Raw genomic sequence first — 26,206 nt, 5'->3', positions numbered from 1 at the left:
GTCATTCCTCGTCGGGATAGGGGCCCTTGCCGCCCTCGGCGATGAGCTGGTCGACGCGGCGGTCGATCTCGGGGATGGGCACCGATCCCAAAGCGAGCACCGCGTCGTGGAAAGCGCGGAGGTTGAACTTCGCGCCGAGTGCCTTTTCGGCCCGGGCGCGCGCGTTCAGGATCGCCAGCTCGCCCGTGTAATAGCTCAGCGCCTGACCCGGCCAAGCGATGTAGCGATCGACTTCGGTCTCGATCTCGTGATCGGCCAGCGCGGTGTTGTCGTGGAGGAATTGCTGCGCCCGTTCGCGGCTCCAGCCCTGCGCATGGATGCCGGTATCGACCACCAGCCGCGCGGCGCGCCACATCTGGTAGGAGAGCATGCCGAACACCTCGTACGGCGTCTGGTACATCCCCATCTCCTCGCCCAGAGCCTCGCAATAGAGCGCCCAGCCCTCGCCATAGACCGAGAGATAGGTGTCGCGGCGGAACGCGGGCAGGTCCTTGTTCTCCGCCGCGAGCGGCATCTGGAAGGCATGGCCCGGCGCGCTCTCGTGTAAGGTCAGCGCCGGCAGCGAGTAAAGCGGGCGTGCGGGCAGATTGTAGGTGTTGATCAGGTAAACGCCCGGCCCGCCACGTCCGCCGGTGTAGAAAGGCGCAATGTCGTCGGGCACCGGAATGATCGCGAAGCGGCTGCGCGGTAGCCGGCCGAAGTATTTGGAAGCCTTGCCGTCGAAGGTCTTGGCGATCCACGCGCCGCGATCGAGCAGCGCCTGCGGGGTCTTGGCGTAAAATTGCGGATCGGTGCGCAGGAACTTGAGGAAGGCGGCAAGGTCGCCCTTGAAGCCAACTTGCCGCATCACGTCGTGCATCCGCGCGCGAATCTTGGCGACTTCGGCGAGGCCGATCACATGGACCTGCTCGGGCGTCTGATCGAGCGTGGTATATTCGGCGACCTTGGACTGGTAATAGGCCCGCCCGTCGGGAAGGTCATAGGCCCCGAGGGTGGTGCGGGCGCCGGGGATATATTCCTCGCGGAGGAAGCGCAGCAGCTTGGCGTACGCCGGCACCACTGCCTCGCGGATCGCCGCCTCACCCTCGGCGCGCAGTTTCGCCTGCGTCTCTGCCGGCATGCCCGCAGGAAACTTGGCGAAAGGCGCGAAGAAGGGCGAGTCCGCCGGCGTCTTCGCCTCGGCGACCTTGGCGACGCCGGCATCGCGCCCCTGCAGCGTGATCCGCGACGGCGTGAAGCCACGCTTCAGGCCGGCGCGCATATTGGCGATCTGCTGGTCGAAATAGCGAGGCACGTCGCGCAACGTCGCAAGGTAGCGGCGATAATCCTCCTCGCGCAAGAAATCGCCTCGCGCGGATTCGGCCAAGTCGCCCCAGAAGCTCGAATCCGCGTTGAGCGGCTTTTCGTAGTCGCGGTATTTCTGCTCGTTGAGCAAAGCTTCGATCTGGCCCTTGAAGACCGCGTAATTGACGCGCTCGGCGGCCGAGAGCCGCGCCGGGTCGATCTTGCTCAACGCGGCGAGCGTCGCCGTCCAGCGCGCCAGTCGCTCGGCCTGCGCCGCGGGGCCGACATCGGGCAGCCCGAGCTTCTGGTCTTTCGGGCTGTCCTCATTGGGCGCCTGCTGGCGCTGCCGCCATGCATATTCCTCGGTGTAGAGTTTCCGCAATTGCGCATCGGGTCCGGGCAACGGCGCGGCCGCCGTCAGCATGGCCGCCCCCGCCAGCAAAATCCCTGCCTTGCGCCAAGCCTGCACGTTCAAACTCCGATCGCCATGATGTCCGCATACAGCGCTGCGGGGATCGTCACGCCTTGCGTCAGGCTCCGCGTCCGCGCGGCATAACGCCGCTGCGAGGGCAGCCGGGCACCCTGCCCTTCGATCGCGTCGAACAGCGCCTCGGCCCGCTCCAGATGTTCCTGCACCGCATCGCCCAGAAACCCCGCCGGATCGATCGCGAGGATCAGCTCACCGCCGATCGGCGAGCCACCGCGGCCCTTGTCGGCGGCAATCGATTCCGCGCTGGTCATGTCGGCGATCAGCGGCCCGGCGAGCAATTCGACCATCGCCGCCAGCGCCGAGCCCTTGTGCCCGCCAAAGGTCCGCATCGCCCCGTTCAGCACCGCCTCGGCGTCAGTGGTGCTGCGACCCTCGGAATCATAGCCCCAATCCGCGGGGATCGCCCGGCCCTCGCGGCGATGCAGCTCGATCTCGCCGCGCGCGACCGCGCTGGTGGCGAAGTCGAACACGAACGGCTCGCGTCCCGGCCGCGGCCAGCCGAACGCGATCGGATTGGTGCCGAATACCGGCTTGGTCCCGCCCGTCGGCGCGACCCAGGCATGGCTGGGAGTGAAGGCCAGTGCGACCAGTCCCTGCTCTGCCAATGCCTCGACCTCGGGCCAGAGCGCAGCGAAGTGGACGAAATTGTTCAGCGCCAAAGCCGCAATCCCGTTGGCGCGCGCCTTCTCGACGAGCAACGGCATGCCGCGCTCAAACGCGAGCTGCGCAAACCCGCCTCCGCCATCGACGCGTACCAAGCCAGCTTTGGGCTCCGACACCCGCGGCACCGCATCTGGCACCACCACCCCGGCGCGGATGCTGCGATCGGCGACGAGCAAACGATAGATGCCATGGCTGGCGCAACCGTCACGCTCGCCGGACACCATCGTCTCGGCCACCGCATCGGCATGCTCGCCCGCAAGCCCGGCCGCGCGCAGCTTGGCCCGGGCGAGTTCACGCAATTCGTCGAGCGTCATCGCGACGCCGGCCGCGGCCCCGCTCAAATCTTGACGCCCGGCTTGGCAGTGAACAGCCGCACCCCGAAGATCGGGCCGGCGGTGCTGCGATCATGCGGCACGATCCGAACGCGCACTTCCTTCTTGCCCTTGGTCAGCGGCTCGGGGAGCGGATACTCCACGTCAAAGAACTTGCCCGGTCTGTCGTTGTCGAGCGTCTGGGTGGCGACCTTCACATTGTCGACGAGGATGTCGAAGTCGCGCTTGCGCTCGCCGCCCCAATAAGTCGCCTGCAGGATCAGCGGGCCATCCTTGGGCTTGAGGGTGAACTCGATGAACCCGCCCGAACGCGCGTCGCGCCCCTGCCGGCCGCGATAGGTGACCGGGTAGGAAATCTCCGAGGTGAGGTTGTGGTCGCGCTCGGGCTGCATCTCGCCGAGGAACATCACGTCGACCGAACGCGCAGCAATGTCCTTCAGCCGCGCCTGCTCCGCGAGGAACGCCTTTTCCTCGGCTGCCCAGGCGCTCTCCGAAAAGCGCTTGAAATAGGTCGCGCTGCGGCGGTTGTACTGGCGATAGAAGGGCACGAACTGCAAGTCAGCCGGACGCACCACCCCGCGCGTATCGAAGATACCCTTCGCAGGGTCGCTCGGAGTGAAAGCCGCAAGCAGATCGGCACCGACCAGCGCCGGATCAGCCTGCTCCCATTTAGTCTCCTTCGCCCCCAGATCGGCGGCGAGCACCATGGGCCCGCTGAGCACGGCGATGGTATTCTCGTCGCCCGGCGCCGCCTCGATCCGGAGCTCGAGCGGCAGCGCGATCGACACCGTGTCGCCAGCCTTCCAGCGCCGGTCGACCACGGCATAGCCGCGCTCGAATGCGGGCGTGGCCGGCTTACCGTTGACGCTGACCACCGCCTTGCCCGCCGCCCAGCCGGGCACGCGCAGCGCCACCGGGAAACGACCTGCCTTGACCTTATTGAAGGTCAGCGTGCTTTCGGGCGCGAACGGATAATTGGTCTCCAGCGTCAGCTCGGCACTGCGCTTCGCCCAGCTGGCGTCGGCGGGGATGTAGAGATTGACGATCAGCCCGCCGGCATCGTCTTCCCAGAAGATCGACTCACCATGCTTGGAATGGACCTCCATGCCGCTGCCGACGCAGCACCAGAAGGCATCGTCGTCCACCGTCGAATAGCCGCGCTCGCTGCCGGTCATCAGCGGGGTCATATAGGTGAAGCCGCCCGTCACCGGGTCCTGCGCCGACATCACATGATTGAGATGCGCGCGTTCGTAAAAGTCGAACAGCGCGCCGTCGGGCTGCCAGCCATAGAGATGCCGGGTGAGCTTGAGCATGTTGTAGGTGTTGCAATGCTCGCAGGTCTGCTCCGTGATGTGGTCAGCGACGGTGTCGGGCGTGAAGAAATATTCGCGGTCGGCATTGCCGCCGATGACATAGCTATGATGCCCGGTCACCCGCTCCCAGAAGAAGGTCGCCGCGGTCCGGCGCTTCTCGTCGCCCGTGATATCGTAGATCCGCGCCAGCCCGATCAGCTTGGGCACCTGGGTGTTGGCGTGGAAATTGGCGAGCTTGTCCTCGCGGTTGCTCAGCGGATCGAGCACGCGGTTGTCGTAGAGTGTCTCTGCCATCTTGAGCCAGCGCGGATGGCCGGTGCGCTGGTGCAGCTCGGCATAGCTCTCGTTGAGCCCGCCATATTCGCAGCCCAGCACTTCCTGGATTTGCGCGGGCGTGAGCGCTGCGAACACCCGTTCGAAATAGCCGCCTAGCCCCTCGACGACCGCCAGTGCCTTCTTGTTGCCCCATGCGCCATGGACATCGAGCAGCCCGGCGAACAATTTGTGCACGGTGTAAAGCGGCGACCACGAGCCGTTGAGATCGAACCCGCCGGACTTGATCTCGCCCTTCATCACTTCGCCGAAGATCTCCTCGCCGTCGACGACGCTGCCGTCCTTCCGCTTGCGTCCGAGTGCACCGACATAGCCGGTACCGCGCTTGGCCTGCGCCTCGGCGAGTTCATCGACGATGTAATCGGCGCGGGTGCGCATCTCGGCATCGCCGGTCTGCTGCCACATCAGCACCAAAGCGGTCAGATAATGACCTAGGGTATGGCCCGCGATCGTGTCGCTTTCCCATCCGCCATAAATCTCGGCCTTGGGTGCGAGCCCGGCATATTTGCGAAAGTTATGCAGAAGTCGATCGGGGCTGAGCCGATAGAGATATTTGCGGTTGACCTCGACCGCAGTGGCATAGTCCGACGGCCGCAAGCGGACCGAAGCGAGCGGCAGCGGCTTGACGCCCCTGGGCGCGAACGCTCCGGCGGCCGCGGCGCGCGCAATCCCGGCCTGCGCCGTCACCGCCAGCGCAGCGGCTCCGAACATCAATTCCCGCCGGGAAGCGCGCATCATCTGCATCTTGGTCTCCTGAATACCGTATACGATTATCGTTGAGGATGTGGAGCGTCAATCCTCGAATGGAGCGTCACAAATTCCTCCCTTTCAAGGCTCGTCGAGCAGCGAGATTTCGGTGTCGGAGAGCGCGAGGCGGACCAGTTCGGTCATTGCCGCACGGGCGCCTTCGATCTCGCTGGCAGCAATCGCATCGAGCAGCGCGCGATGCTCGGGGATCGGATCGCGCGGCAGCGCACGCTTGCGCTGCTTGTAGATCGTCGTCCAGGCGATCGCCGCGAGGATTGAGCTCGCCAACGCGATCATCGCTTCGTTTTGCGTCGCCTCCATCATGATCATGTGGAAGCGCTGGTCGGCGTACCGCCCCTTCTCGGTGGCGAGCCCGTACAGGGCCATCATGTCGAGCGCCTCGCCCATCGCGGCCAATTGCGCCTCGCTGCGCCGTTCGGCGGCGAACGCGGCGGCATTAGGCTCCACCACCATGCGCAGCTCGAACAGGTCGAACACGAACTTGAGGCTCGGCTTCGCCTCGAACTGCCAGGCGAGCAGATCGGGATCGAGCAGACTCCATTGCCGCCGCGAGGCCACGCGCGTCCCCGCCTTGGGCCGGCTCTCGACCAGCCCCTTGGCGGAGAGCATCCGGAACGCCTCGCGCAACGCCGAACGCGACATGCCGATCTGCTCGGCATAATCAAGCTCGCTCGGGAAGACATGTCCTTCGGGCAGTTCGCCGGACAGGATCATCACGGCAAGCTGCTGGGCGAGCGAGCCCTGCAGCCGCTGCGCACTGTCGCTCTGGAGCAGCGTGCCCCGCCTGATATGGGTACTATATCCGCCCAAGCCCAACTCTCCTGGCTCAACGCTACCGGGTCCGGAGCGAAATGCAACGGCGTCATACCATATACCGTATAATTTTAGTTGAGCTGGCGTCTCTGCCTCGATATGCCGGGACAAGGGAGGGCGCGGATGCAACAGGATCGAGCAGGATGGCGGCCGGGGCTGATCGTCGCTTTACTGTCGGGGCCGTTGCTCCTGGCGGCCAATGCCGATCCGACGCCGACCCCGAGCATCGCCGACCGTTATGCCCGCGCCGATCGATATTTGCGTCCCGAACTGGACAAACTGATCGTCAACGCCGATCTGCGCGCGACCTTCACGCGCGACGGCACCGGCATCCTCTACCGGCTCGGCAGCGCGGGCAAGCGGCAGATCCGCTATCTCGAACTCGCCACGAGCCAGTCGCGTACGATCGTCGACGAGGCGCGGCTGGCTGAACTGGTGGCGAAGGCGACCGGCAAGGAAGTCGACGCACTCGCACTGCGCCTCGAGGACGCCGATTACAGTGCGAAGGACGGCACCCTCACCTTCGGCGTCGCCGACAAGCAATGGACGCTGAGCGGCGCCGGCGAACTGGCCGAAGCGAAGAAGGGCGCGCCCGACGGCGAAGGCGCCGTATCGCCCGACGGCCGCTTCGAGATCGTCGCGCGCGATTTCAACCTGTTCGCGCGCGATCGAAAGTCCGGCCGCCAGGTCGCGCTGACCACCGACGGCACGCGCGAGCAGTCTTATGGCCGCAGCATTCCGCAGCTCGCCGACATCCTCAAGGCCGGCACCGAAGAACCGAAGATGCCGGTGTCGGTGATGTGGTCACCCGACAGCCGCAGCATCCTGAGCTGGCGGCTCGACACGCGCGGCGTCGAACGGCTTTCGATCACGCAGGAAAACCCGCCGGGCAGCTTCTATCCGCGCAGCTTCCAATATGTGTATCCGCTCGCCGGCGCCGCCAAGCTGCCGCAGGCGACGCGCTTCACGGTCGATGTCGAGGATGCCCTCAAGCGCAGGCGCGCGACCCTCGTTCCGCTCGACGTGCCTTCGGAATCGATCCTCTACCCCTCCCCGCCCGACATGGGCTGGTCGGGCGGCAAGGTCCGCGTCCAATGGACCGAGCGTGGCTACAAACAGCTCGTCGTCTACGAAGCCGATCCGAAGACCGGCAAGGCGACCATCACTGCGCGCGAAGCGGTCCAGCCGATCGTCACAGTGACTTCCAGCAATCTGCGCCCCGCACCCGAGCTTGGCGGCGAGCTTTCCATTTCCGAGCGCTCCGGTTGGGCACAGCTCTATTTCGTCCGGCCCGGTGACCCGGACGGCGGCATCCCGCTCACCCGCGGCGATTGGGAGGTGCTCGACGTCGCGCATCTCGACGCGAAAGAGCGTACGCTTCTCGTCACCGGCGTCGGCCGCGAACGCAACCGCAATCCCTATTACCGCGCGCTCTATCGCGTGACGCTGGACGGCAAGCAACCCGGCTTGCTCACCCCCGAGCCGCTCGATCACGAAGTCGAAGTATCGCCCGACGGCAAATACTTCATCGATGCGATGTCGAGCCCGACCGTCCCCACCCGCACGGTTGTACGTGACGCACGCGATGGCCGCATCGTCACCGACCTCGCCACGGCGGACGGAAGCGCGTTGTTCGCGAGCGGCTACACCCCGCCCGAGCCGTTCACCGGCCTCGCCGCCGACGGCAAGACTCGGCTCTATGGGATGATCTGGCGCCCGGCGAACTTCGATCCGAAGGCGCGCTACCCGATCATCGACGCGGTCTATACCGGCCCGACCACCACCAACGTGCCGACAAGCTGGAACGGTGCGGTCACCGCCGGTGCGAACAGCGTCGCGCAATTGGGTGCGATCGTCGTCACCATCGACGGCACCGGCACTTCACGCCGCGGTCAGGCCTTCCGCCTTCCCGCCTGGCAGAATCTCGGCGAAGTCGGGCTGGACGATCATATCGCAATGATCCGCCAGATGGCCGCCCGATATCCGTACATCGATGCCACCCGTGTCGGCGTCTATGGTGGCTCGGCAGGCGGCTATGACGCCGCACGATTCGTGCTGCGCCGGCCCGACTTCTTCAAGGTCGCCGTCGCGTCGTCGGGGAATCACGATCTGCGGCTCGACAAGGCGTGGTGGCCCGAAGTCTCGATGGGCAATCCCGACGAAGCCGTGTGGGAGCGCAACTCCAACATGTCGGTCGCGAAGAACCTGCGGGGCAAGCTGCTACTGATCCACGGCGACATCGACGACAATGTTCCCGTCACCGAGAGCATGCGCCTGGCGAATGCGCTGATCACCGCGGGGCGCGACGTAGATGTCGTGATCCTGCCGAACACCACGCACCGCGTCGCCCAGCCCTTCTTCTGGCGCAAGCTCCGCGACTATTTCACACGCCATCTGCTCGACGAGAAACCGCCGGTGCTATCTTTGCCCGAGCCGGATCCCGCCATGCCGGCGATCGGCGCAACCGAGAAATGAGAACCCCCATGCGCACTGCCCGCTTCCTCGGCCCCGCGACCCTTCTCCTCGCCGGCGCCTCGTCCGCGGTCTGCGTCCCCGCGCTGATGGCGCAGGAGCGGCCCAAGCCGGTCTATCCGCCGGTCCACACCACGCCGTACAAGGTCGGCAGCTTTGAAGTCGCGCTGCGCAGCGACACCCAGACGCTGGCGCGTCTCTCGCCCGCCGCCGAGCCCGCTTTCAGCTTCGTGCCGACTGCGCGCGAGCCCGAGCGCGCCGGCGACGGCTACAATCATATCGGTGACCTCAACCTGCGCGTCCGCGCGCCCGGCGGCGAATGGCGCGACTTCGCCTCGGCGCAGGCACGCAAGCCGATCCGGCTGCTTCCGAGGACTGGCAAGGTGATCGCGGCGGCGGACATCACCGCGAGCATGGGCGCCGACCCGCCGTTCAAGGTCGAGCGTCGCTGGGTGAACGAGGCCGGGCTGCTCGCCTTGCGCTTCCGCATCACCAACAGCTCAGGCGCGCCGCTGGAGATCGGCGCGCTCGGCATGCCGATGGTGTTCGACAATATCATCACCGATCGCAACCTCGATCAGGCGCATGCCGAGGCGAGCTTCGTCGATCCCTATATCGGCCGCGACGCCGGCTATCTGCAGGTCACCCGCCTCAACGGCCAAGGTCCCGCGCTGCTCGTGCTCCCCGAAAAGGGCAGCCCGCTCGAGGCTTGGGCCCCGCTCAAGAATCCGCGCGAAGCCAAAGGCTCGATCTTCACCGACAAGAGCCAGCGCGGCCAGACCTCGGAAGGGTTTTACGACTGGACGGTGCACAGCGTCGGCTATGCCGACCGCGAGTGGAAGGACGCCGGCGAGCAATGGAACGCACCCACCAGGCGCACCCTCGCGCCCGGTCAGACGATCGAGGTCGGGGTGCGGATGACCGAGACGCCGTCGATCCGCGACATCGAGACCACGCTGATCGCCAACAAGCGCCCGGTCGCCGTCGGCATTCCCGGTTATGTCGTGCCCGAAGACCAGTCCGCCACGCTGTTCATCAAGGCGCCCAGCGCGATCCGCAAGATCGAGAGCTATCCGGCGGGCGCGGTCGAGGCGACGCCCGCGGGTGCGCAAAAGGGTTGGGCCAGGCTCAACATCCGCGGCAGGCAATGGGGCCAGGCACGGCTGACGCTCACTTATGCCGACGGGCAGGTGCAGACGGTCAGCTATTTCGTCACCAAGCCGCTCGAGCAGACTATGGCCGATCTCGGACGCTTCTCGACGACCAAGCAATGGTATGAGGGCAAGGGCGATCCGTTCGGGCGTTCGCCGGCGATCCTGACATACGACAACGAGGCGAAGAAGATCGTCGATGTCGAGCCGCGCGTGTGGATCGCCGGGATGAGCGACGAGGGCGGCGGCGGCGCGTGGGTCGCCGCGACGATGAAGCAGCTCGACAATCCCGATCCCGCCGAGGTCGCCAAGCTCGAACGGCTGGTGACCGAGACCGTCGTCGGCAACCTCCAGATCGCCGAGGGCCCGCAGGCCGGCGCAGTCAAGAAGAGCCTGTTCTATTATGACCCGGCCAAGTTCCCCGATCTCTACAAGGACGCCGACAAGTGGAAATCGTGGACCTCGTGGAAGGAGAAGGACGCGAACGATCTCGGCCGCGCTTATAACTATCCACACGTCGCGATCGGGCATTGGGTGCTCTATCGCATCGCGCGCAACCATCCCGGCCTTGTGAAGACGCACGACTGGCGCTGGTATCTCGAACACGCATACCAGACCACTGTCGCGATGATGCGCGACGCGCCTTATTATGCCGAATTCGGGCTGATGGAGGGCGATGTCTTCGTCGACATCCTCAAGGACCTGAAGCGCGAGGGTCTCGCCGCAGAGGCCGCCGAGATGGAAAAGCTGATGAAGAAGCGCGCCGATCACTGGCGCACGCTCAAATTCCCGTTCGGATCGGAGATGCCGTGGGATTCGACCGGTCAGCCCGAAGTCTATGCATGGATGCGCTATTTCGGCTACCAGCCGCAGGCCGAAATCACCCGCGAAGTGATCCTCGGCTATGATCCGACGATCCCGAGCTGGGGCTATAACGGCAATGCCCGCCGCTATTGGGACTTCCTCTATGGCGGCAAATATCCGCGGATCGAGCGCCAAATCCACCATTACGGCTCGGCGCTCAACGCAGTCCCCTTGTTCGACGCCTATCGCCAGAACCCGAAGGACCTGCATCTGCTCCGCGTCGCGTACGGCGGAATGATGGGCGGCATCACCAATATCGACCGGGAGGGCTTCTCCTCGGCGGCGTTCCACGCCTGGCCGGATATGATGAAATGGGACCCGTATACCGGCGATTACGGCATGGGCTTCTATGGCCATGCGCTCGCGGCAGCGACCTACCTTGTCAACGATCCGACCTTCGGCTGGCTCGGCTTCGGCGGCGACGTGACGATCGGCAAGGACGGCGTGCAGATTGCGCCGAAGGACGGCGCCCGATCGCGGCTGTTCGTTGCCCCTGCGGGGGCGTGGATCACGCTCGACGCCGGCAAGATCGCCAACGTCACCTACACGCCGGTCAACGGCGCGATCAACGTGACGCTCGACCCTGCAACGGCGACAACCCCCGTGGCGCGGCTGCGGATCGAAACGACGACGACCGGCGCGAAGGCGCTGACACCGTCCACCGGCACGCTGGAGCGTGACGCCTATACGATCCCGCTCGGCAGCACGCCGACGATCGTCGAGCTCAGCCCGCGCTGATGCGGCTTCGTGTTTCCGCCGTCACCATGGGACTGGCGCTCATCCTCGGCGGCGGCAACGCGAGCGCGACGTGCGTCGCGGGCATTTGGAAGCCCGTCGCCACCAATCCGGCGGACCCCAACTCCAAACTGCCGCTGCGCTATGAGACGCCGCATTTCGCCTTCCACTGGGCGGGCGACCTCGTGCCCGCCGATGTCGCCAGATCGGCCGGGGAACACCTCGAGTATGTCTGGTCCTATTTCCTCGCCACGCTCGACTTTCCCGAGCCGGATTGCGCCACCGCCACCAAGCGCAAGGCGAATGTCTTCATCGATGCCAGCTATGGCCTGACCGGCGGCGTCGACGATGCCGGCAATATCGGCATGTGGATCGGGCCGGGCGGGCTCAAGGATCGCTTCGGCCTTGCGCACGAGCTGACCCATTCGCTGCAGGGCGGCACCGGCTCGTTCCGCGACACGCCCTATGGCGGCTGGCTGTGGGAGAGCCATGCCAATTGGATGACTACCCAGCTTCCCGAATTCCGCGGCAACACGCATTGCTCGGTGCTGTCGGTCAACTATCCGCACCTCTATTACGGCTCGACCCGCGTCCGTTACTGCAACTGGCAGTTCCTCGAATATCTCAAGGACCGTTTCGGCTATGCGGTGGTCAACGACATCTGGCGCAAGGCCCCGAAGCGCGGCGAGCCCGGCGCCGACAAGGCGGACCCGATCGAAGTGCTGATGCGCAATCAGCGCTGGACGCTGGCGCAGCTCAACGACGCATTCGGCGACTGGGCGATGCACAACGCCCATTGGGACTACACCAATCCCGACGGATCGGACCAAGGCGCGGTGTATCGCCGCGAATATGGCGGCTACGAGCAAGCGAACGACCGGCCGCTGCGCACGACCGTACTCGATCCGCTCGATCTGCAGAAGCGACGCTTCACGGTGCCTGCGGCATGGGCGCCGCAGCGCTGGGGCTATAATATCGTTAGGCTCCACCCGGACAAGGACGCGGCCAGCATCACCGCCACTTTCCGCGGCGTGGTGCAAACTGCTCCGGCTATCATGAAACTGCCGGGCCTCGCCGGTGAACCCGCTGCAATCCCCGCTCCCGCCTCTGGCTGGCGCTGGGGACTAATCGCGGTCGATGCGGCAGGCGAGAGCCGTTACTCACCGCTCCAGCGCGGTGCCGATGGCACCGCAACCCTCGCCGTCCGTCCCGACGACCAGGGCCTGTACATGGTCGTGGTCGGCACGCCTTCGCAGTTCCACCATATCCACTGGGAACAGCCATATCATGCGATCTACCGCTATCCGTGGATGGTGCAATTCGCCGGCGCGATGCCTGCGAGCGTCCCCCCGATCGCCGGCGGGCACCGCCACGCCTATGGCGGCGGCTGGGTCGCGGCGGGTGCCACGGTCGGCGCCTCGGCCTATGTCGGACCCTACGCCCGGGTGCTCTCGGGCAGCGTGCGCGGCAATGCCCGCGTCGAGGACCATGCCGTGATCCATGGCGGCCAGTTGCTCGGCAACGCCCGCGCCTCAGCGCTGTCGGTGATCCGCGGCAATACGATCCTCAGGGACGACGCCCGCGTCACCACGACCTTCGCCGGCATCGGCGAGTTCGAGCAGAATATCGTCCTGTCGGGGACCGCGCAGCTGATCGGCGATGTCGAGCAGCGCGGCGCCTCCTTCGCCCGCGGTGCCTATTCGGGCTTCGTCGATCAAGCAGCGGCAAGCGATCCCAAGCGCGGTGCCAACCTGATGAGCGCGCCCGCCGAAGTCACCGCCACGCCGAATTACGTGTGGCGGAAATGAAACGCTCGATAGAGGTGCAACGATGACCGACACTGTCGAGCAAGGCGGCCGCCTCGCGGGCCATCCCAAGGGCCTGGCCTATCTCGCGGTAACCGAGCTGGCGGAGCGCTTCTCTTATTACGGCATGACCGCGCTGCTCGCGCTCTACCTGGTCAAGCAATTGCTGCTGCCCGATCATGCATCGCAGGTCCTCGGCCTTGCCCAGCTCCGCGCGCTGTTCGAGCTTCGCGGGCCGATTTCGAACCAGGCCTTCGCCTCGCTGATCTTCGGCTGGTATAGCGGCCTCGTTTATTTCACCCCGATCCTCGGCGGACTTCTCGCCGATCGCTGGCTGGGGCCACGGCGCACCGTAATTCTCGGCGCGCTGCTGATGAGCGGCGGCCATATCGCGATGTCGTTCGACCCGAGCTTCTTGGCCGCGCTGGTGATGCTGATCCTCGGCTCGGGCTGTCTCAAGGGCAATATCGCGGCGCAGGTCGGCACGCTCTATCCGCCCGCTGCCGAGTCTCTGCGCGCCCGCGGCTTCACGCTCTATGCAACCGGCATCAACATCGGCGCGGTGCTCGGCCCGCTCGCCACAGGGAGCGTCGCGGCGCTATATGGATGGCATGCAGGCTTCGCGTTGGCGGCTACGGTGATACTGGCGGCATTCTGCATCTATCTCGCCGGGCAGCGCCACTTCCCCGGGGACGGACCGAAGCGTGCCAATCGCGTCGCCCTCCCTCCGCTTACCGCCGAGGAGCGGCGCAGAACCTGGGCGCTGATCGGCCTGATCGCGCTGACCATCCCGGCGAACATCGCCTATCCGATGATCTGGAACATCGGGATCGTCTGGATCGACCAGCATGTCGATTTGCTCTCGCCCTTCGGCGCGGTTCCGGCGAGCTGGTTCAATTCGGTCGAGAGCTTTTCGAGCATCGCCATCGCGGCGCCGCTAGTAGCGCTTTGGGCGTGGCAGGCGCGTCGCGGGCGCGAGCCCGGCAACATCGTCAAGATCGGCATCGGCTCTGCGATCATCGGCGCCGCGGCTTTGCTGTTCGCGCTGGGCGGCGTCACCGCCGGCGCGGATGGCCAGGTTTCGGTGCTATGGGCGCTGCTCGGCTTTGTCGGCATGGGCGTGGCGTTCATGTGGTTCTGGCCGATCCTGCTCGCATTGATCTCGCAGGCCGCGCCGGCGAAGGTCAACGCAACGCTGATGGGCGGCGCCTATCTGTCGTTGTTCGCGGGATCGACGCTGATGGGCTGGGTCGGCAGCTTCTACGATCGGATGAGCAATGCCGCCTTCTGGACGCTCGACGCGGCGATAGCCTTTGCCGGCGCACTGCTGATCTTCGCGCTCCGCAAACCCCTGCAGCGCCTTCTCGACCTTGTCCCTGCCCGCGATTTCCGAGGGGACCGGTGAGACCCTTTTTGCCCATGTACGTCTCGAACGCTGCTGTTCCGGTCCGCCGTGCCCGATATGCCGCACCACCGACGCTGTTCAGATATTCGCTGCGCGAGGTATAGGGCGCGCGCACCGAAAAGGTGTCCTCATAATAGCCGATCAGCGTGAAGCTGTCGCGCGACAGGCCGGGCAGCGGCAGCCGCTCGCCGGTGATCGCCAGCTCGTAGACGTCGTGCATCAAATCGGTCGCGTCGTCGGCCGAAAATTGTGGCCCTGGCCAAACCGGCGCGCGGGCACCGATGCGCCGCTGTCTCACTGATCGACAATCGCAACCGGCCCGCATCGCCCTGCTCGTGCTGGCCGGATGCGGCACAACCAGCCATAATGCGCTCGGGAGAGGGAAGACATGCAACAGACCGCGGCCGAGAAGTCGACGAACGCGCCAGAAGGCGAAGGCACGCTCCGCCGCATCAGCCGCAGGCTCATGCCGCTGCTCTGCATCATGTACCTAATTGCTTATATCGATCGGCAGAACGTCTCCTACGCGAAGCTCGAGATGGTCGACGCACTGGGCCTGTCCGAAGCGGCCTACGGGCTGGGTGCCAGCCTGTTCTTCCTCGGATATTTCCTGTTCGAGGCCCCCGCGAACATGATTCTGGCCAAGGTCGGCGCGCGCCTGTGGTTCGCGCGGATCATGGGGACCTGGGGGCTGATCACGCTGGCGCTCGGCTTCACCCAGGACGCGACGATGTTCTATGTGCTGCGCTTCCTTCTGGGCGTCGCGGAAGCGGGCTTCTTCCCCGGCGTGCTCTATGTGCTCACGCTCTGGTATCCCCAGGCACGGCGCGCGCAGATGGTCGGCTGGTTCATGATCGCGAGCGCCATCGCCAATGCGGTCGGCTCGCTGATCGGCGGCGCGTTGCTGGAACTCGGCGGCGTTGCAGGCCTCGCCGGCTGGCAATGGGTATTCCTCGCCACCGGCATCCCCGCGATGCTGCTGGTTCCAGTGGTTCTGATGGCGCTGCCCAATCGGCCCGACGAGGCGCGGTTCCTGAGCGCCGTGGACAAGGCCTGGCTCGCAGCCGAACTCGCGGCCGAACCCAGGCAGGCGCTGGAGGGCTCTGCCTGGCGTGCACTGATCGATCCACGCGTTCTGCTATTGGCCGCACTCTATTTCGGGATGCCGCTCGGCGCCTATGGGCTCAGCTATTGGCTGCCGACGATCGTCAAGGGATTCGGCGCCTCGAACCTGCAGAACGGGATCATCAACGTAATTCCCTGGATCTGCGTCGCCTTCGCGCTTTGGGCGGTGCCGCGCCACGCCGCCCGGCATGGCGCGACCCGCTGGCATATCGTGGCACCGATGCTGATCGCTGCGATGGCCCTGCTCGGCAGCGTAGTGCTGCCGGGCTCCGCAGTGAAGTTCGCCTGTCTCTGCCTCGCTGCCGCCGCCGTCTTCGCGGGTCAGCCCATGTTCTGGAGCGTTCCGCAGCGACTGCTGACCGGCGCCCATGCCGCGGCTGGTCTCGCGGCGATCAACTCGATCGGCAATCTGGGCGGTTTCGTTGCGCAGAACGCCGTGCCGGCAGTGCGCGACGCGACAGGGAGCAACCTGGCGCCGATGGCTTTACTGTCGGTGGCGCTGGCATTCTCCGCCGCGGGCTTCTTCCTGCTTCTCCCCAGAATCACCAATGCCACGCGAAACGCCTAGCGCCGGGATATTTTCGCGCGCAGGCTAGCATCCGCGTTCAAACACCAGTTGCATAGTTCATCCTCGGCGAAGTGCCGATGGAACCGCGCTCATCGCGATAAAAAAGGGCCAGCCGCATGGCGGCTGGCCCTGAACCGGCATTCGACAGGAGGGCGTCAGAATGCCATGCGTGCGCCGAGCACGAATTGCCGTCCGCTGTGCGTGAGCACATTGAGCCGGTTGGTCTCGTCGACGAACTGGTCGTTCTTCTCGTCGGTGAGGTTGATCATCTCGAGGCTGAGCTTGAGATTGTCGGTGACGTTGTACGAGATCTGCGCGTCGAAATTGGTCGTCTCATTGGTACCGTTATACGCATTGCCCTCGGTCCCCGGCACAGCCGTGAGATAATTCGAGCGATACGCCACCGAGCCGCGGATCGAGAACTTCTTCGTCTCGTAATAGAGCGTCGCGTTCGCGGCGTTCTTCGAGAGCCCGAGCAGCGACGCCTCGACCGTCGCCGAGCCGTTGGCCGCCAGCAGATATTCGATGTCCGAGCTGACATAGGTGTAGTTCGCGAGCACGCCGAAGTTCGAGAGGAAGCCCGGCAGGAAAGTGAAGGGCTGCTGCACGTTGACTTCGAAGCCGCGCAGCAGGCCGCCGTTCGAATTGACCGGCTGACTGACGATGAAGGCGTCCGAGGGGCTCGCCGTCGTACCCGCCAGCAGCGAGTCAGGCAGACCGAGGCTGCTATAGGGAACGGTGGTGCTGAGCGTCTGGACGAAGGTGCCGATATCCTTCTGGAACACCGACACCGCGTAGAGCGAACCTGGCGCCGGATACCATTCGACCGACGCGTCGAGATTGGTCGATTCGGTGGGCAGCAGGTTCGGGTTGCCCGAACTGAAGGTGCGGTTGCCGCCCGAGACGTTGAGGTTGCCGCCCGGGGTCAGCGAGCCGATCCCCGCGCGGGCGATGGTCTTGGCCGCGGCGAGGCGGACAAGCAGGTTCGGGCTCACGTCGAAAACGAGGTTCGCGGAAGGAAGCCAGCGATTGTAGCTGCGGTCCGCGCCGACCAGGTCCACCGTCGCGCCCTGGCCGGCATAGCCAGTCGAGAACTGGTCGGTCTTGACGTAGCGCACGCCGACGTCGCCGCGCACCGGCAGGCCGGCATCGGCGAGGTTGAACTCGGCCATGCCCCAGAAACCGAGATCCTTCTCCTCGACGGTGACGAACGAGCCGCGTGCGGTGGCGTTCTGCACGCCGCCGGTCGCGTAGAGCGGATTGCTGTACGTGTTGAGCGCGTTCTGGAATGCAGTGAGATTGGGGACGACCCAAGCGGTCGGCGTTCCCTCGGGCACGTCGAGCCCACGGCCGAAGCCCGAATAGAGCATCGTCAACGGCGCGAGCTGCGCGGCGGTGAGCGTGGTCACCACCGTCTCGCCCTGGAGGCGGCGGCGCTCGGTCGACATATATTCGAACTTGCGCCAGTCCGCCCCGGCCTTGAGCTTGACGATCGGGCTCACCGTCCATTCGACGAAGCCCTTGGCGTTGGTGAAGCTGTTGTCGACGGTCTGCGGGCGAATGCGGACCTCGGACGTGCCGTTGGTGAACGCGAAGGTGGCCGGATTGGTCACGTCCACGCCCGGACGGATCGTCGGGAAGCGCGTCGAGAAATCGTAGAAGAAACCATTGGTGTTCGCCGCGTCCATCGTGACGGTGGTCTGGACGGGGTTGCGGAACTCCGAGCGCGAATAACCGACGACTCCGCCGACCTTGAGGTTCTCGCCGATCTTCTGGTCGAGCGTCGCGGTGACCTGGTAGAAATCGGTCTTGAGCTCGTCGTAGCGCGACTGGGTGCGCAGATCGACGGCGTCGAAGGTGCCGCTGATGATGTTGTTGTCGGCATCGACAGTGCCCGACCGGATGATCGTCTGCGGCTTGCCGGTCCCTGAGCGGCTGAAGCCGATCGCCTGGAACTGCGCTTCGGTGCGCGTCCCGTCGAGGCGCGAATAGAGGCCGTCGATCGAGAGCAGGGTCTTGTCGGTCGGCTGGAACTGGAACGACAGCGCCGCGCCGAGGCGTTTCTGCTCGATATCGTAGCTCACTAGCCCCGGGATGCGGGGATGATAGAGCGCGGTTTCGGGATTGGTGTCGTTGATCTGGGCGATCGTCTTGCCGGCGATCGTCGAGGCCGGATTGAAGCCGCCGTTGAAGCCACCATAGGTCCAGCGCGTGATGTTCGCGCCTTCCTCGGTCAGGCGGCGCTCCTCATAGGCGACCGAGAGCAATACGCCGAACTTGCCGTCGTCGGTGGTGGCGGTGACGAGGCCCGAGACGCGGGGCTTGGTCTTGCGGGCGAGGTCATTGTAGCTCGCCGCCGCCGCGATCACCGCGGTGTTCTTCTTGTAATCGAACGGCCGGGCGCTCTGCAGGTCGACGGTGCCGCCGAGCGAACCCTCCTCGACATCGGCGGTCGCGGTCTTGCGCACCGCGAGGCTGTTGAACAGGTCCGACGAGAAGATGTTGAAATCGAAGCCGCGGCCGCGGTTGACGCCGCCCGAATTGTCGGTGCCCCCGGTGGTGCCGATCGCCTCCATGCCGTTGATCCGCACCCGGCTATATTCGGGGCCGAGCCCGCGGACCGAGATGTTGCGGCCCTCGCCGTTGACCCGGCTGATCGCGACGCCGGGGATGCGCTGGAGCGATTCCGCGAGGTTGAGGTCGGGGAATTCGGCGATGTCCTCGGCCTTGATCACGTCGACCGTCGCGGTCTCGTTGCGCTTGACGTTGATCGCGCTGCTCAGGCTGGCGCGGAAGCCCTGGACGACGATCTCGGGTCCGGTGGCGTCGTCCGGTTCGGACTGCAGCGCGGGCGTTTCAGCCGGCGCGTCGGGGGCGGCGCTGGTCTCGGGCCGAGCCTGTGCCCAGACGGAGGACGCAGCGAGCGCGGCGGCCGCGCTCGACAAAGCGAAGACGGTCTTCAGGATTCGAATATGCGACATATGCCTTCAGCCTCTCCTTGGGCGCCCGGCTTCGTGGCGAGCCGGCTGTACAGGCTGTGGGTAGCCGTCCCGGCGCGGCAAACGCCAACCTCAATCGGACATGGATCGATGCACGCCCTGCACTGATCGGTGGCTGGCTGTGCGCACGCGCGGCGCCATTGAGCCAGACTCTGACTGGATCATCCCCCCTTTTGGCTTGGACCGCCCGGAGCGCCACGGTTAGGGATGGAACGTCGGTCAGACCGTCCATCAGGCGGCGCCAGGCGAGGAGAGACGATTTGAACGACCTGGGCGCGAGACCGACCCGCGTGCGTTACGCGATCATCGCGCTGATCTTCCTGATCACTTCGGTCAATTACGCCGACCGGGCGACCTTCTCGATCGCCGGCAGCGCCGCGGCGCGCGAACTCGCCCTCACGCCGGTCCAGACCGGCTTCATCCTCTCCGCCTTCGCCTGGGCCTATGTGCTGGCGCAGATCCCCGGCGGGGTGCTACTCGATCGCTTCGGCACCAAGCGCGTCTATGCCGCGGCGATCCTGCTCTGGTCGCTGTTCACCGCCACCCAAGGCTTTGCCGGCTGGATCATCGGAATCCCCGTCGTCGCGATGCTCTTCGCACTGCGCTTCCTGGTTGGCCTCGCCGAGGCGCCCTCCTTCCCCGGCAATGCCCGCCTCGTCGCCGCATGGTTCCCGGCCGCCGAACGCGGCACCGCTTCGGCGATCTTCAACTCGGCGCAATATTTCTCGCTGGTCGCCTTCGCCCCGCTGATGGGGTGGCTGGCGCATAATTACGGCTGGCGCTCGATCTTCTGGACGATGGGCGTGCTCGGGGTGCTGGCGACCCTTGCGTTTATCCGCTTCATTCACAGTCCGGCCAACCATCCCCGCGTCAATGCAGCGGAGCTCGCGCATATCGAGGCCGGTGGCGGACTGATCCATATGGAAGACGCCGCCGCAGGCAAGGCACCCGCCTTCGCGTGGAGCAACGTTCGGCATCTGATCGCCAACCGGATGATGCTCGGCATCTATCTCGGCCAATATTGCATCAACGTGCTGACCTATTTCTTCGTGACCTGGTTCCCGATCTATCTGATCAAGGAGCGCGGGCTGAACGTGCTCGAAGCCGGCTTCGCCGCCGCCGCGCCGGCCTTGTTCGGCTTCGCCGGCGGGCTGGCCGGTGGCTTCATCTCGGATCGCATCCTCAAGCGCACCGGCTCGCTCGACTGGGCACGCAAGACGCCTTTGGTCATCGGGATGCTGCTCGCCTCGCTGATCATCGCCTGCGTCTGGGCGCCGAGCGAGTGGCTGGTGGTGACTTTGATGTCGGTCGCCTTTTTCGGCAAGGGCATCGCCTCGCTCGGCTGGGCGATCATGGCCGATGTCGCGCCGCGCCGCCTCGCGGGGCTGTCGGGCGGCGTGTTCAACATGTTCGGCAACATCGCCGGCATCGTCACGCCGATCGTGGTGGGATATATCGTCAGCGCGACGGGCTCGTTCGACCTGGCACTGATCTTCGTCGGCGCGCATTGCCTGCTGACGATCTTCGCCTTCCTCGTCATCGCCGGGCCGATTCGGCGCATGGAGCTGCCCGAATGAAGCTGAGCCGCCGCAATCTCCTTGCCGGTGCGGCTGCAGCCATGATCCCCGCCGCCGGGCGTGCGGCCTCCGGAGAGCTGGTGGCACGCACGCCGATGGCGGCGCCGGATTGGGCGTTGCTCCAGCGCCGGCTGCTGCAGGCGAATGCCGAGGCATGCGAGGCGTTCTACGCGAAATATGTCGATCGGCGGGACTGGCTGCGCGTGTTCGAGCGCTGGGGCGCGAATGACGGCCCCGACGATGCCGCCGAGGCGACCAACGACTGGGCAATGCTCCACGCGCTCGGCGGGGCGGACCGGATCCTCGATCTGACCCGACGCTTCTGGGAAGGGCATCTCCGGCAATATACCGCCGCGCGCACCGTCGAGGTGCCGATCGCCCGCGCTGGCATGTATTCCCGCGAATTCCCGGTCCAGATGGACTGGCAGCATAATTCGGAAGGGCTCACCACCTTCAACCTGATCGGCATGTCGACGCCGCGCGACCGCAAGCTGCTCGAGCGCACCCGCCGCTATGCCGATTTCTACACCGGCCGCGATCCCATCGCGAAAAATTACGATCCGCAGCGCCACGTGATCCGGTCGATGCTCAACGGCAGCCGCGGACCGATGCTGCGGACCGCGACGCCGCTCGACTGGGCCGGCGATCCGTTCGAGGCGGGCGCCCGCTTCCATATGGAGCACGGCGAAAATAGCTATCAGCAGACGCTCGACCACTATGCCGAATATGGCGACGTGGTCTGCGACAATCCGCTCAACCTGCAGGCCACCACCCTGGGGCTGAACGCTTATGCGCTGGGCGGCAGCGAGCGCTATCGGCGCTGGGCACTCGATTATCTCGACGCATGGGTCGAGCGCGCCAAGGCGAACAACGACATCCTGCCGAGCAAAATCGGGCTCGACGGCCGGATCGCGCCCGATTGGTGGGGCGGCGTCTATGGCTGGGGCTTCTCGCCGATGGTGCCGCAGACGGGGAAGCGCGAGGACCGCAACCGTGTGCCGCGATCGATCACGGCGTTCATGAACGGTACGCTGCTGACCGGCGACCCGACCTATATCGAGCTGTGGCGGCGCCAGACCGCGCGGATCAACGAGGCCGGCAAGCAGGTCGACGGCATGCGCCAGACGCCTACGATGTATGGGCCGCAGGGCTGGTATGGCTGGAAGCCGGGCGCCTACCGCATCAACGGTTTCGAGATCTGGTACATGACCCAGCGCGCCGACGACCGCGCCGCGGCGGGCGACCATCCGTGGCTCGATTTCCTCGAGGGGCGCAATTCCGGTTATCCCGTGAAGGCGTTGCAGGCCGATCTCGACCGGATCGCGGCGCGCGTGGCGGCACGCGAGAAGGATCCGACCACGCCCGAGACCCGGCTCGCCGATTGGCCGATCGGGATCAATCCGGCGAGCGTGACCAGCCTCGTCCAGCTGATGACCGGCGGGCTGCACATCGCCCGGCCGTCCTGGTCGCCGACCTCACCCCCACAAGGCGGCGTGCCGCTGCATTGCCGGCTGCGCTATTTCGATGCCGACCGGCGGCGCGCCGGCGTACCCGAGGACGTCGCGGCTCTGGTGCACGCGCTCGGCGACGCTTTGGCCGAAGTGACCTTGGTCAATCTGAGCAGCACGCAGGCACGCACCGTCACGGTGCAGGGCGGCGCCTATGCCGAGCATCGCATCGAGAACGTGGTGCTCGATGGACGCGCGACACCGGTGGGCAGCCGCGACTTCACGATCCGGCTCGAGCCCGGCTGCGGCGCGCGGCTACGACTGGCGATGCGGCGCTACGCCAACCGGCCGACACTGGCGTTCCCGTGGCATCGCTGAGGCGACCGAAGCGAAAGGTCACACTAAGTTGACACTGCCACGCATGTTTCCGGGCTGCGATTTCGCCTGTATCAAAATCCTGTCAAAAGAGCGGCCGGCAGCGGCGGACGCCCGAGCCAAGCAGGTGAAATCCAACATTGCAAGCGGGGTCAACCGCCCGGTTTGATATAGGGCGCCACCGCCCAGAGCAGCCGCTCCTCGCGGCGCGGATCGCTCACCACCCGCGTGTCGGCGTCGAAGAGCATCGTCAGGCGCCGGTCGAGTTCGTATTTCGGCCACGCGGGGATGCTCGCGCAATTCGGGTCTCCGGTACGGGCGAAGGCGATGAACGCATCAGCCATGCGTCCTGCCAGCCGCCGCGCCTCGGGACTGGTGCCGGTGTGCGAACCCGGCGCCGCGGCATTGTCGAACACCAGCGGGATGTCGAGCGTGTGGAACGCACCGAGCACGCCATTATGTTCGGGCGCGGGGAAATCGAGTTGGTACATCCACGCCGGCGCGCCGATCTTCGCGCGCTCCTCGGCCTGGATCAGATGGCCGGGCCAGGAGCGCCCCGCCGTCGTCGCGGCGAGCAATATCTGTCCCGGCGTCTTCTCCGGATAGATTTCGCGATAGCGCCGGGCGACCCAATCGGGGGCGACATCCTTGGTGATCTGGGAGGCGATGCGCGCGGGAAGGTTCTCCCAATTGGTGTCGCCGCGCTTGAGCCAGTCGGCGATCCAGCCCGCGGTCTCGTCATGGGTGTTGCCGACGATCAGCGGGATGTGCGCGGCTTCGCGCGGGGCGTCGGGGACGAAAGGATGGCGCGGCAGCACGCCGTGATCGAGCGTCGAGACGAAGCTGATCTCGCCCTTTCCTTCGAGCGGATCGGTCATTGCCATCGCCTCGACGAGCTTCTCGACCGGCAGCGCGTGGAGCGCGGCGACATCGGCGGCGCCCGCCCTGACCATCCACGCCTTCGCCCGCGCAGTGGCGTGCATCGGGCCGGCGGCAGTGACGTGCTGGCCGCTCATCGTCGCAGCGCGGTGGAAGAGCGGGCGCGCCTCGGGCATCGCCATCAAGGTGACCACCTTGGCGCCGCCGCCCGATTGGCCGAACAGCATCACATTGTCAGGGTCGCCGCCGAAACCGGCAATGTTGTCGCGCACCCATCGCAGCGCGAGGACGATGTCGAGATTGCCGACATTGCCCGATTCCGCAGGGCCGCCCAGCCCCGCCAGATAGGCATAGCCGAGCCCGGCTAGGCGGTGGTTGAGCGTCACCACCACCACATCGCCGCGACGGACGAGATTGGTGCCGTCATAGAGCGGATCCGAGCCCGAGCCGTGCGCATGCGCGCCGCCGTGGAGGTAGACCATCACCGGCCGGCGCGCGCGATCGAGCGCCGGAGTCCAGATGTTGAGGAACAGGCAGTCCTCGCTGGTCGGTTCCTCCGCGCGAGTCTGCGGCGCGGCGGGTCCATAGCGCGTGGCATCGGCGACGCCGGACCATGGGGTCGGCGCTAGAGCACGCTGGAAACGGCGGGGCCGGGTGTCGGCGCCGTAGCGGATGCCGCGGAAAATCAGGACGCCCTTCTCCGCGAGACCCCGCACCCGACCGTAGCGCGTCGCGGCCACCGGATCGGTGCCGCGTGGCCACGCGGCCGCGGGCAGCAGCAGCGTGCCCGTAAGCAGCGTGCGCCGCGCGATCACGTCGCGGCGGTCTGCGCGCAGAGCAGGCGCATCGGCTCCAATGCGGGGTTCGCATTGTCGCGGCGCCACGCCATGTGGAGCTCGACCGGCGCCTCGGGCTCGGTCTGCAGCGTGCGGAACTGGACGTCGATCAGATGCAGGCCCGAGGCCGATTGCGGCACCACCGCCGCCGCCAGCCCGGCCTGTACCAGCCCGAGCATCGAATGGATCTGGGTGACGTGCTGGACGTAAAGCGGCGACACCCCGGCATCGTCGAACAGCCGCAACAACATGTTGTGGAAATAGCCGGCGCCCTCGCGCGAATACATGATCAGCGGCTCGCCATCGAAGTCCGCAAGCGCGAACTCGGCCTTGCCGAGGCCCGGATCGCCCGGCGGCAAGGCGACCACCAAGGGCTCGCGTGCGACGCACAAGGTGTCGAACTCGTGCCGGTCGACCGGCGGGCGGACGAAGCCGATGTCGATCAGCCCGGTGAGCAAGGCGTCGACCTGATCGCCCGATACCATCTCGCGCAGTTCGAGATCGATATTGGGGAGCCGCGCACGCGCCTGCGCGACGATGCGGGGCACGAGGCTGTATCCCGACACCGCGGTGAAGCCGATCGCGACCTTGCCGGTATCGCCCTTGGCGACACGACGGGCGGAAAGCGCCGCGCTCTCCGCAAGGCGGACGATGCGGCGGGCCTCGATCAGGAAAACGCGGCCCGCCGGGGTCAGGCTCACTTGCCGGCTGGTCCGTTCGAGCAAGGTGATGCCGAGAATGCGCTCGAGCAGCTGGATCTGGCGGCTGAGCGGCGACTGGGTCATGTTCAGCCGTTGCGCCGCGCGGCCGAAATGGAGTTCCTCGGCGGCGGCGACGAAGCAGCGAAGCTGGCTCAGCTCGAACATGGGCCCGTCTATCGCACCCCCGCGCCCCAAGTCACGCGGCGTGCGCGATCGCTCCGGCATTGACGCGCTCGATCAGTGCCCGGAGCTCGTCCTGCTCGGCGGCGGTCAGATCGGTGAGCGGTGAGCGTACCGGGCCCGCGTCGCGGCCGACCGCGCGCATCCCCGCCTTTACGATCGACACCGCATAGCCGCGGCCACGGTTGCGCAGTGCGATATAGGGAAGGACGAAAGCGCGGAGCTGGGCGAGCACTTCGGCGCGATCGTCGGCGCGGACCGCGCGATAGAAATTCAGCGCCCATTCGGGCATGAAATTGAAGATCGCCGAGGAATAGGTGGTGACGCCCATCGTCAGATAGGGCGTGGCGAAAGTCTCCGCCGTGGGAAGCCCGCCGATATAGGTCAGCCGATCACCCATCCGCGCATAGATCCGCGTCATCAGCTCGATATCGCCGACGCCGTCCTTGAAGCCGACCAGATTGGGGTTGCGTTCGCACAGTCCCGCAAGTGCCTCGTCGTCGAGCACCGCATTGTCGCGATTATAGACGATCACGCCCAGCCCGGTCGCCTTGCACACGGCCTCGACATGCGCGGCGAGCCCGGCCTGCGACGATCCGACCAGATAAGGCGGGAGCAGCAGCAGCCCGTCGGCCCCCGCCTTTTCGGCGCCACGTGCGATCTCGACGGCGATCGCGGTGCCGTAGCCGCAGCCAGAGATCACCGGCAGCTTGCCGTTCGCCTCGGCCGCCGCGGCGCGCACTACATCGACGACTTCGTTCGGGGTGAGCGAGAAGAATTCGCCGGTCCCGCCGGCGGCGAACAGCCCCGCCAGCTCGTGCGAGAGCATCCATGCGCAATGCGCGCGATACGGCCCTTCGAGGAACGCGCCGTCGGCATGGAAATGGGTCACGGGGAAGGACAAAAGCCCGCCACCCAAAGTGCGGGCCATGTCGGCCGGGCTCATCGTCGTCACAGAGGCATCTCCCAGGCCGCGCCGCGATCGATGCGCCGCGGGTCTCGCCTGTTCAATTAGGCGGTCTCCGGCACTCCGTCCAAGCCAAAGCCGCGATGGATCGATGCGCGGGTTGGCATGATGAGATCGCCACAG

The 26,206-nt window shown here is 66.1% G+C and carries 15 protein-coding genes; 7 read left to right on the top strand and 8 right to left on the bottom strand.

All coding sequences use genetic code 11. The features are described 5' to 3' along the window. Position 1: 1 nt before the first annotated feature. The 4 genes from ASE13_RS18990 to ASE13_RS18975 form a co-directional block, all read right to left on the bottom strand. Positions 2–1,708, bottom strand: coding sequence for a DUF885 domain-containing protein (locus tag ASE13_RS18990; RefSeq protein WP_056620038.1), 1,707 nt, complete (start codon positions 1,706–1,708; stop codon positions 2–4). Positions 1,709–1,755: 47 nt separating this feature from the next. Next, positions 1,756–2,751 carry an Ldh family oxidoreductase gene (locus tag ASE13_RS18985; protein WP_056620036.1) on the bottom strand — a complete coding sequence of 332 codons (996 nt, stop codon included), beginning with the start codon at positions 2,749–2,751 and terminating at the stop codon, positions 1,756–1,758. Between the two features lie 23 nt (positions 2,752–2,774). Then, positions 2,775–5,126, bottom strand: coding sequence for a glycoside hydrolase family 127 protein (locus tag ASE13_RS18980; RefSeq protein WP_082597101.1), 2,352 nt, complete (start codon positions 5,124–5,126; stop codon positions 2,775–2,777). A gap of 117 nt (positions 5,127–5,243) precedes the next feature. Then, positions 5,244–5,993, bottom strand: a complete 750-nt coding sequence (locus tag ASE13_RS18975; protein ID WP_235537056.1) for a FadR/GntR family transcriptional regulator — start codon at positions 5,991–5,993, stop codon at positions 5,244–5,246. 126 nt (positions 5,994–6,119) lie between these two features. Here ASE13_RS18975 and ASE13_RS18970 point away from each other — a divergent pair, with 126 nt between their 5' ends. The 5 genes from ASE13_RS18970 to ASE13_RS18950 all read left to right on the top strand — a co-directional run bounded on the left by ASE13_RS18970 (position 6,120) and on the right by ASE13_RS18950 (position 16,121). Further along, a complete protein-coding gene (locus ASE13_RS18970; protein WP_056620033.1) occupies positions 6,120–8,471 on the top strand; it encodes a S9 family peptidase in 2,352 nt (783 codons plus the stop codon). Between the two features lie 8 nt (positions 8,472–8,479). Beyond that, the gene (locus tag ASE13_RS18965; protein WP_056620030.1) at positions 8,480–11,221 is read left to right on the top strand and encodes a DUF5695 domain-containing protein; all 2,742 of its coding nucleotides are present in this window, start codon (positions 8,480–8,482) and stop codon (positions 11,219–11,221) included. Next, complete coding sequence (locus tag ASE13_RS18960; RefSeq protein ID WP_156404991.1) at positions 11,221–13,026, top strand: Svx/AvrXca family virulence/avirulence protein; 1,806 nt, start codon at positions 11,221–11,223, stop codon at positions 13,024–13,026. Before ASE13_RS18965 ends, ASE13_RS18960 begins: the two co-directional genes overlap by 1 nt. Positions 13,027–13,048: 22 nt before the next feature. Continuing rightward, a complete protein-coding gene (locus tag ASE13_RS18955; RefSeq protein ID WP_056620027.1) occupies positions 13,049–14,428 on the top strand; it encodes a peptide MFS transporter in 1,380 nt (459 codons plus the stop codon). A 388-nt stretch (positions 14,429–14,816) separates the two neighbouring features. Then, positions 14,817–16,121, top strand: coding sequence for an MFS transporter (locus ASE13_RS18950; protein WP_056620024.1), 1,305 nt, complete (start codon positions 14,817–14,819; stop codon positions 16,119–16,121). A gap of 155 nt (positions 16,122–16,276) precedes the next feature. Here the strand turns inward: ASE13_RS18950 and ASE13_RS18945 are convergent, their stop codons facing one another. Then, on the bottom strand, positions 16,277–19,102 hold the full coding sequence (locus tag ASE13_RS18945) for a TonB-dependent receptor (protein WP_056620020.1): 2,826 nt from the start codon (positions 19,100–19,102) through the stop codon (positions 16,277–16,279). A gap of 278 nt (positions 19,103–19,380) precedes the next feature. Between ASE13_RS18945 and ASE13_RS18940 the strand changes: the two genes are divergently transcribed. Together ASE13_RS18940 and ASE13_RS18935 are read left to right on the top strand one after the other, a co-directional pair. Further along, positions 19,381–20,697, top strand: coding sequence for an MFS transporter (locus ASE13_RS18940; RefSeq protein ID WP_056620018.1), 1,317 nt, complete (start codon positions 19,381–19,383; stop codon positions 20,695–20,697). Then, a complete protein-coding gene (locus ASE13_RS18935) occupies positions 20,694–22,523 on the top strand; it encodes a hypothetical protein (RefSeq protein WP_056620015.1) in 1,830 nt (609 codons plus the stop codon). The genes ASE13_RS18940 and ASE13_RS18935 overlap by 4 nt, the downstream gene beginning before the upstream one ends. 149 nt (positions 22,524–22,672) lie before the next feature. Here the strand turns inward: ASE13_RS18935 and ASE13_RS18930 are convergent, their stop codons facing one another. Genes ASE13_RS18930 through kdgD form a run of 3 tightly spaced genes read right to left on the bottom strand, consistent with a single transcriptional unit; the run spans position 22,673 to position 26,062 of the window. Beyond that, entirely contained in the window at positions 22,673–24,214 is a 1,542-nt protein-coding gene (locus ASE13_RS18930) for a carboxylesterase/lipase family protein (RefSeq protein WP_082597060.1), read from the bottom strand. After that, positions 24,211–25,101 (bottom strand): LysR substrate-binding domain-containing protein, encoded by an 891-nt coding sequence (locus ASE13_RS18925; RefSeq protein WP_056620012.1) that lies wholly within the window; start codon positions 25,099–25,101, stop codon positions 24,211–24,213. Before ASE13_RS18925 ends, ASE13_RS18930 begins: the two co-directional genes overlap by 4 nt. Positions 25,102–25,132: 31 nt before the next feature. Then, complete coding sequence (gene kdgD / locus ASE13_RS18920; RefSeq protein ID WP_056620009.1) at positions 25,133–26,062, bottom strand: 5-dehydro-4-deoxyglucarate dehydratase; 930 nt, start codon at positions 26,060–26,062, stop codon at positions 25,133–25,135. Positions 26,063–26,206: the final 144 nt, after the last annotated feature.

The organism is Sphingomonas sp. Root241 (genome assembly GCF_001428865.1).
Lineage (GTDB): Bacteria > Pseudomonadota > Alphaproteobacteria > Sphingomonadales > Sphingomonadaceae > Sphingomonas.
This window is presented reverse-complemented; position numbering and strand designations above follow the sequence as displayed.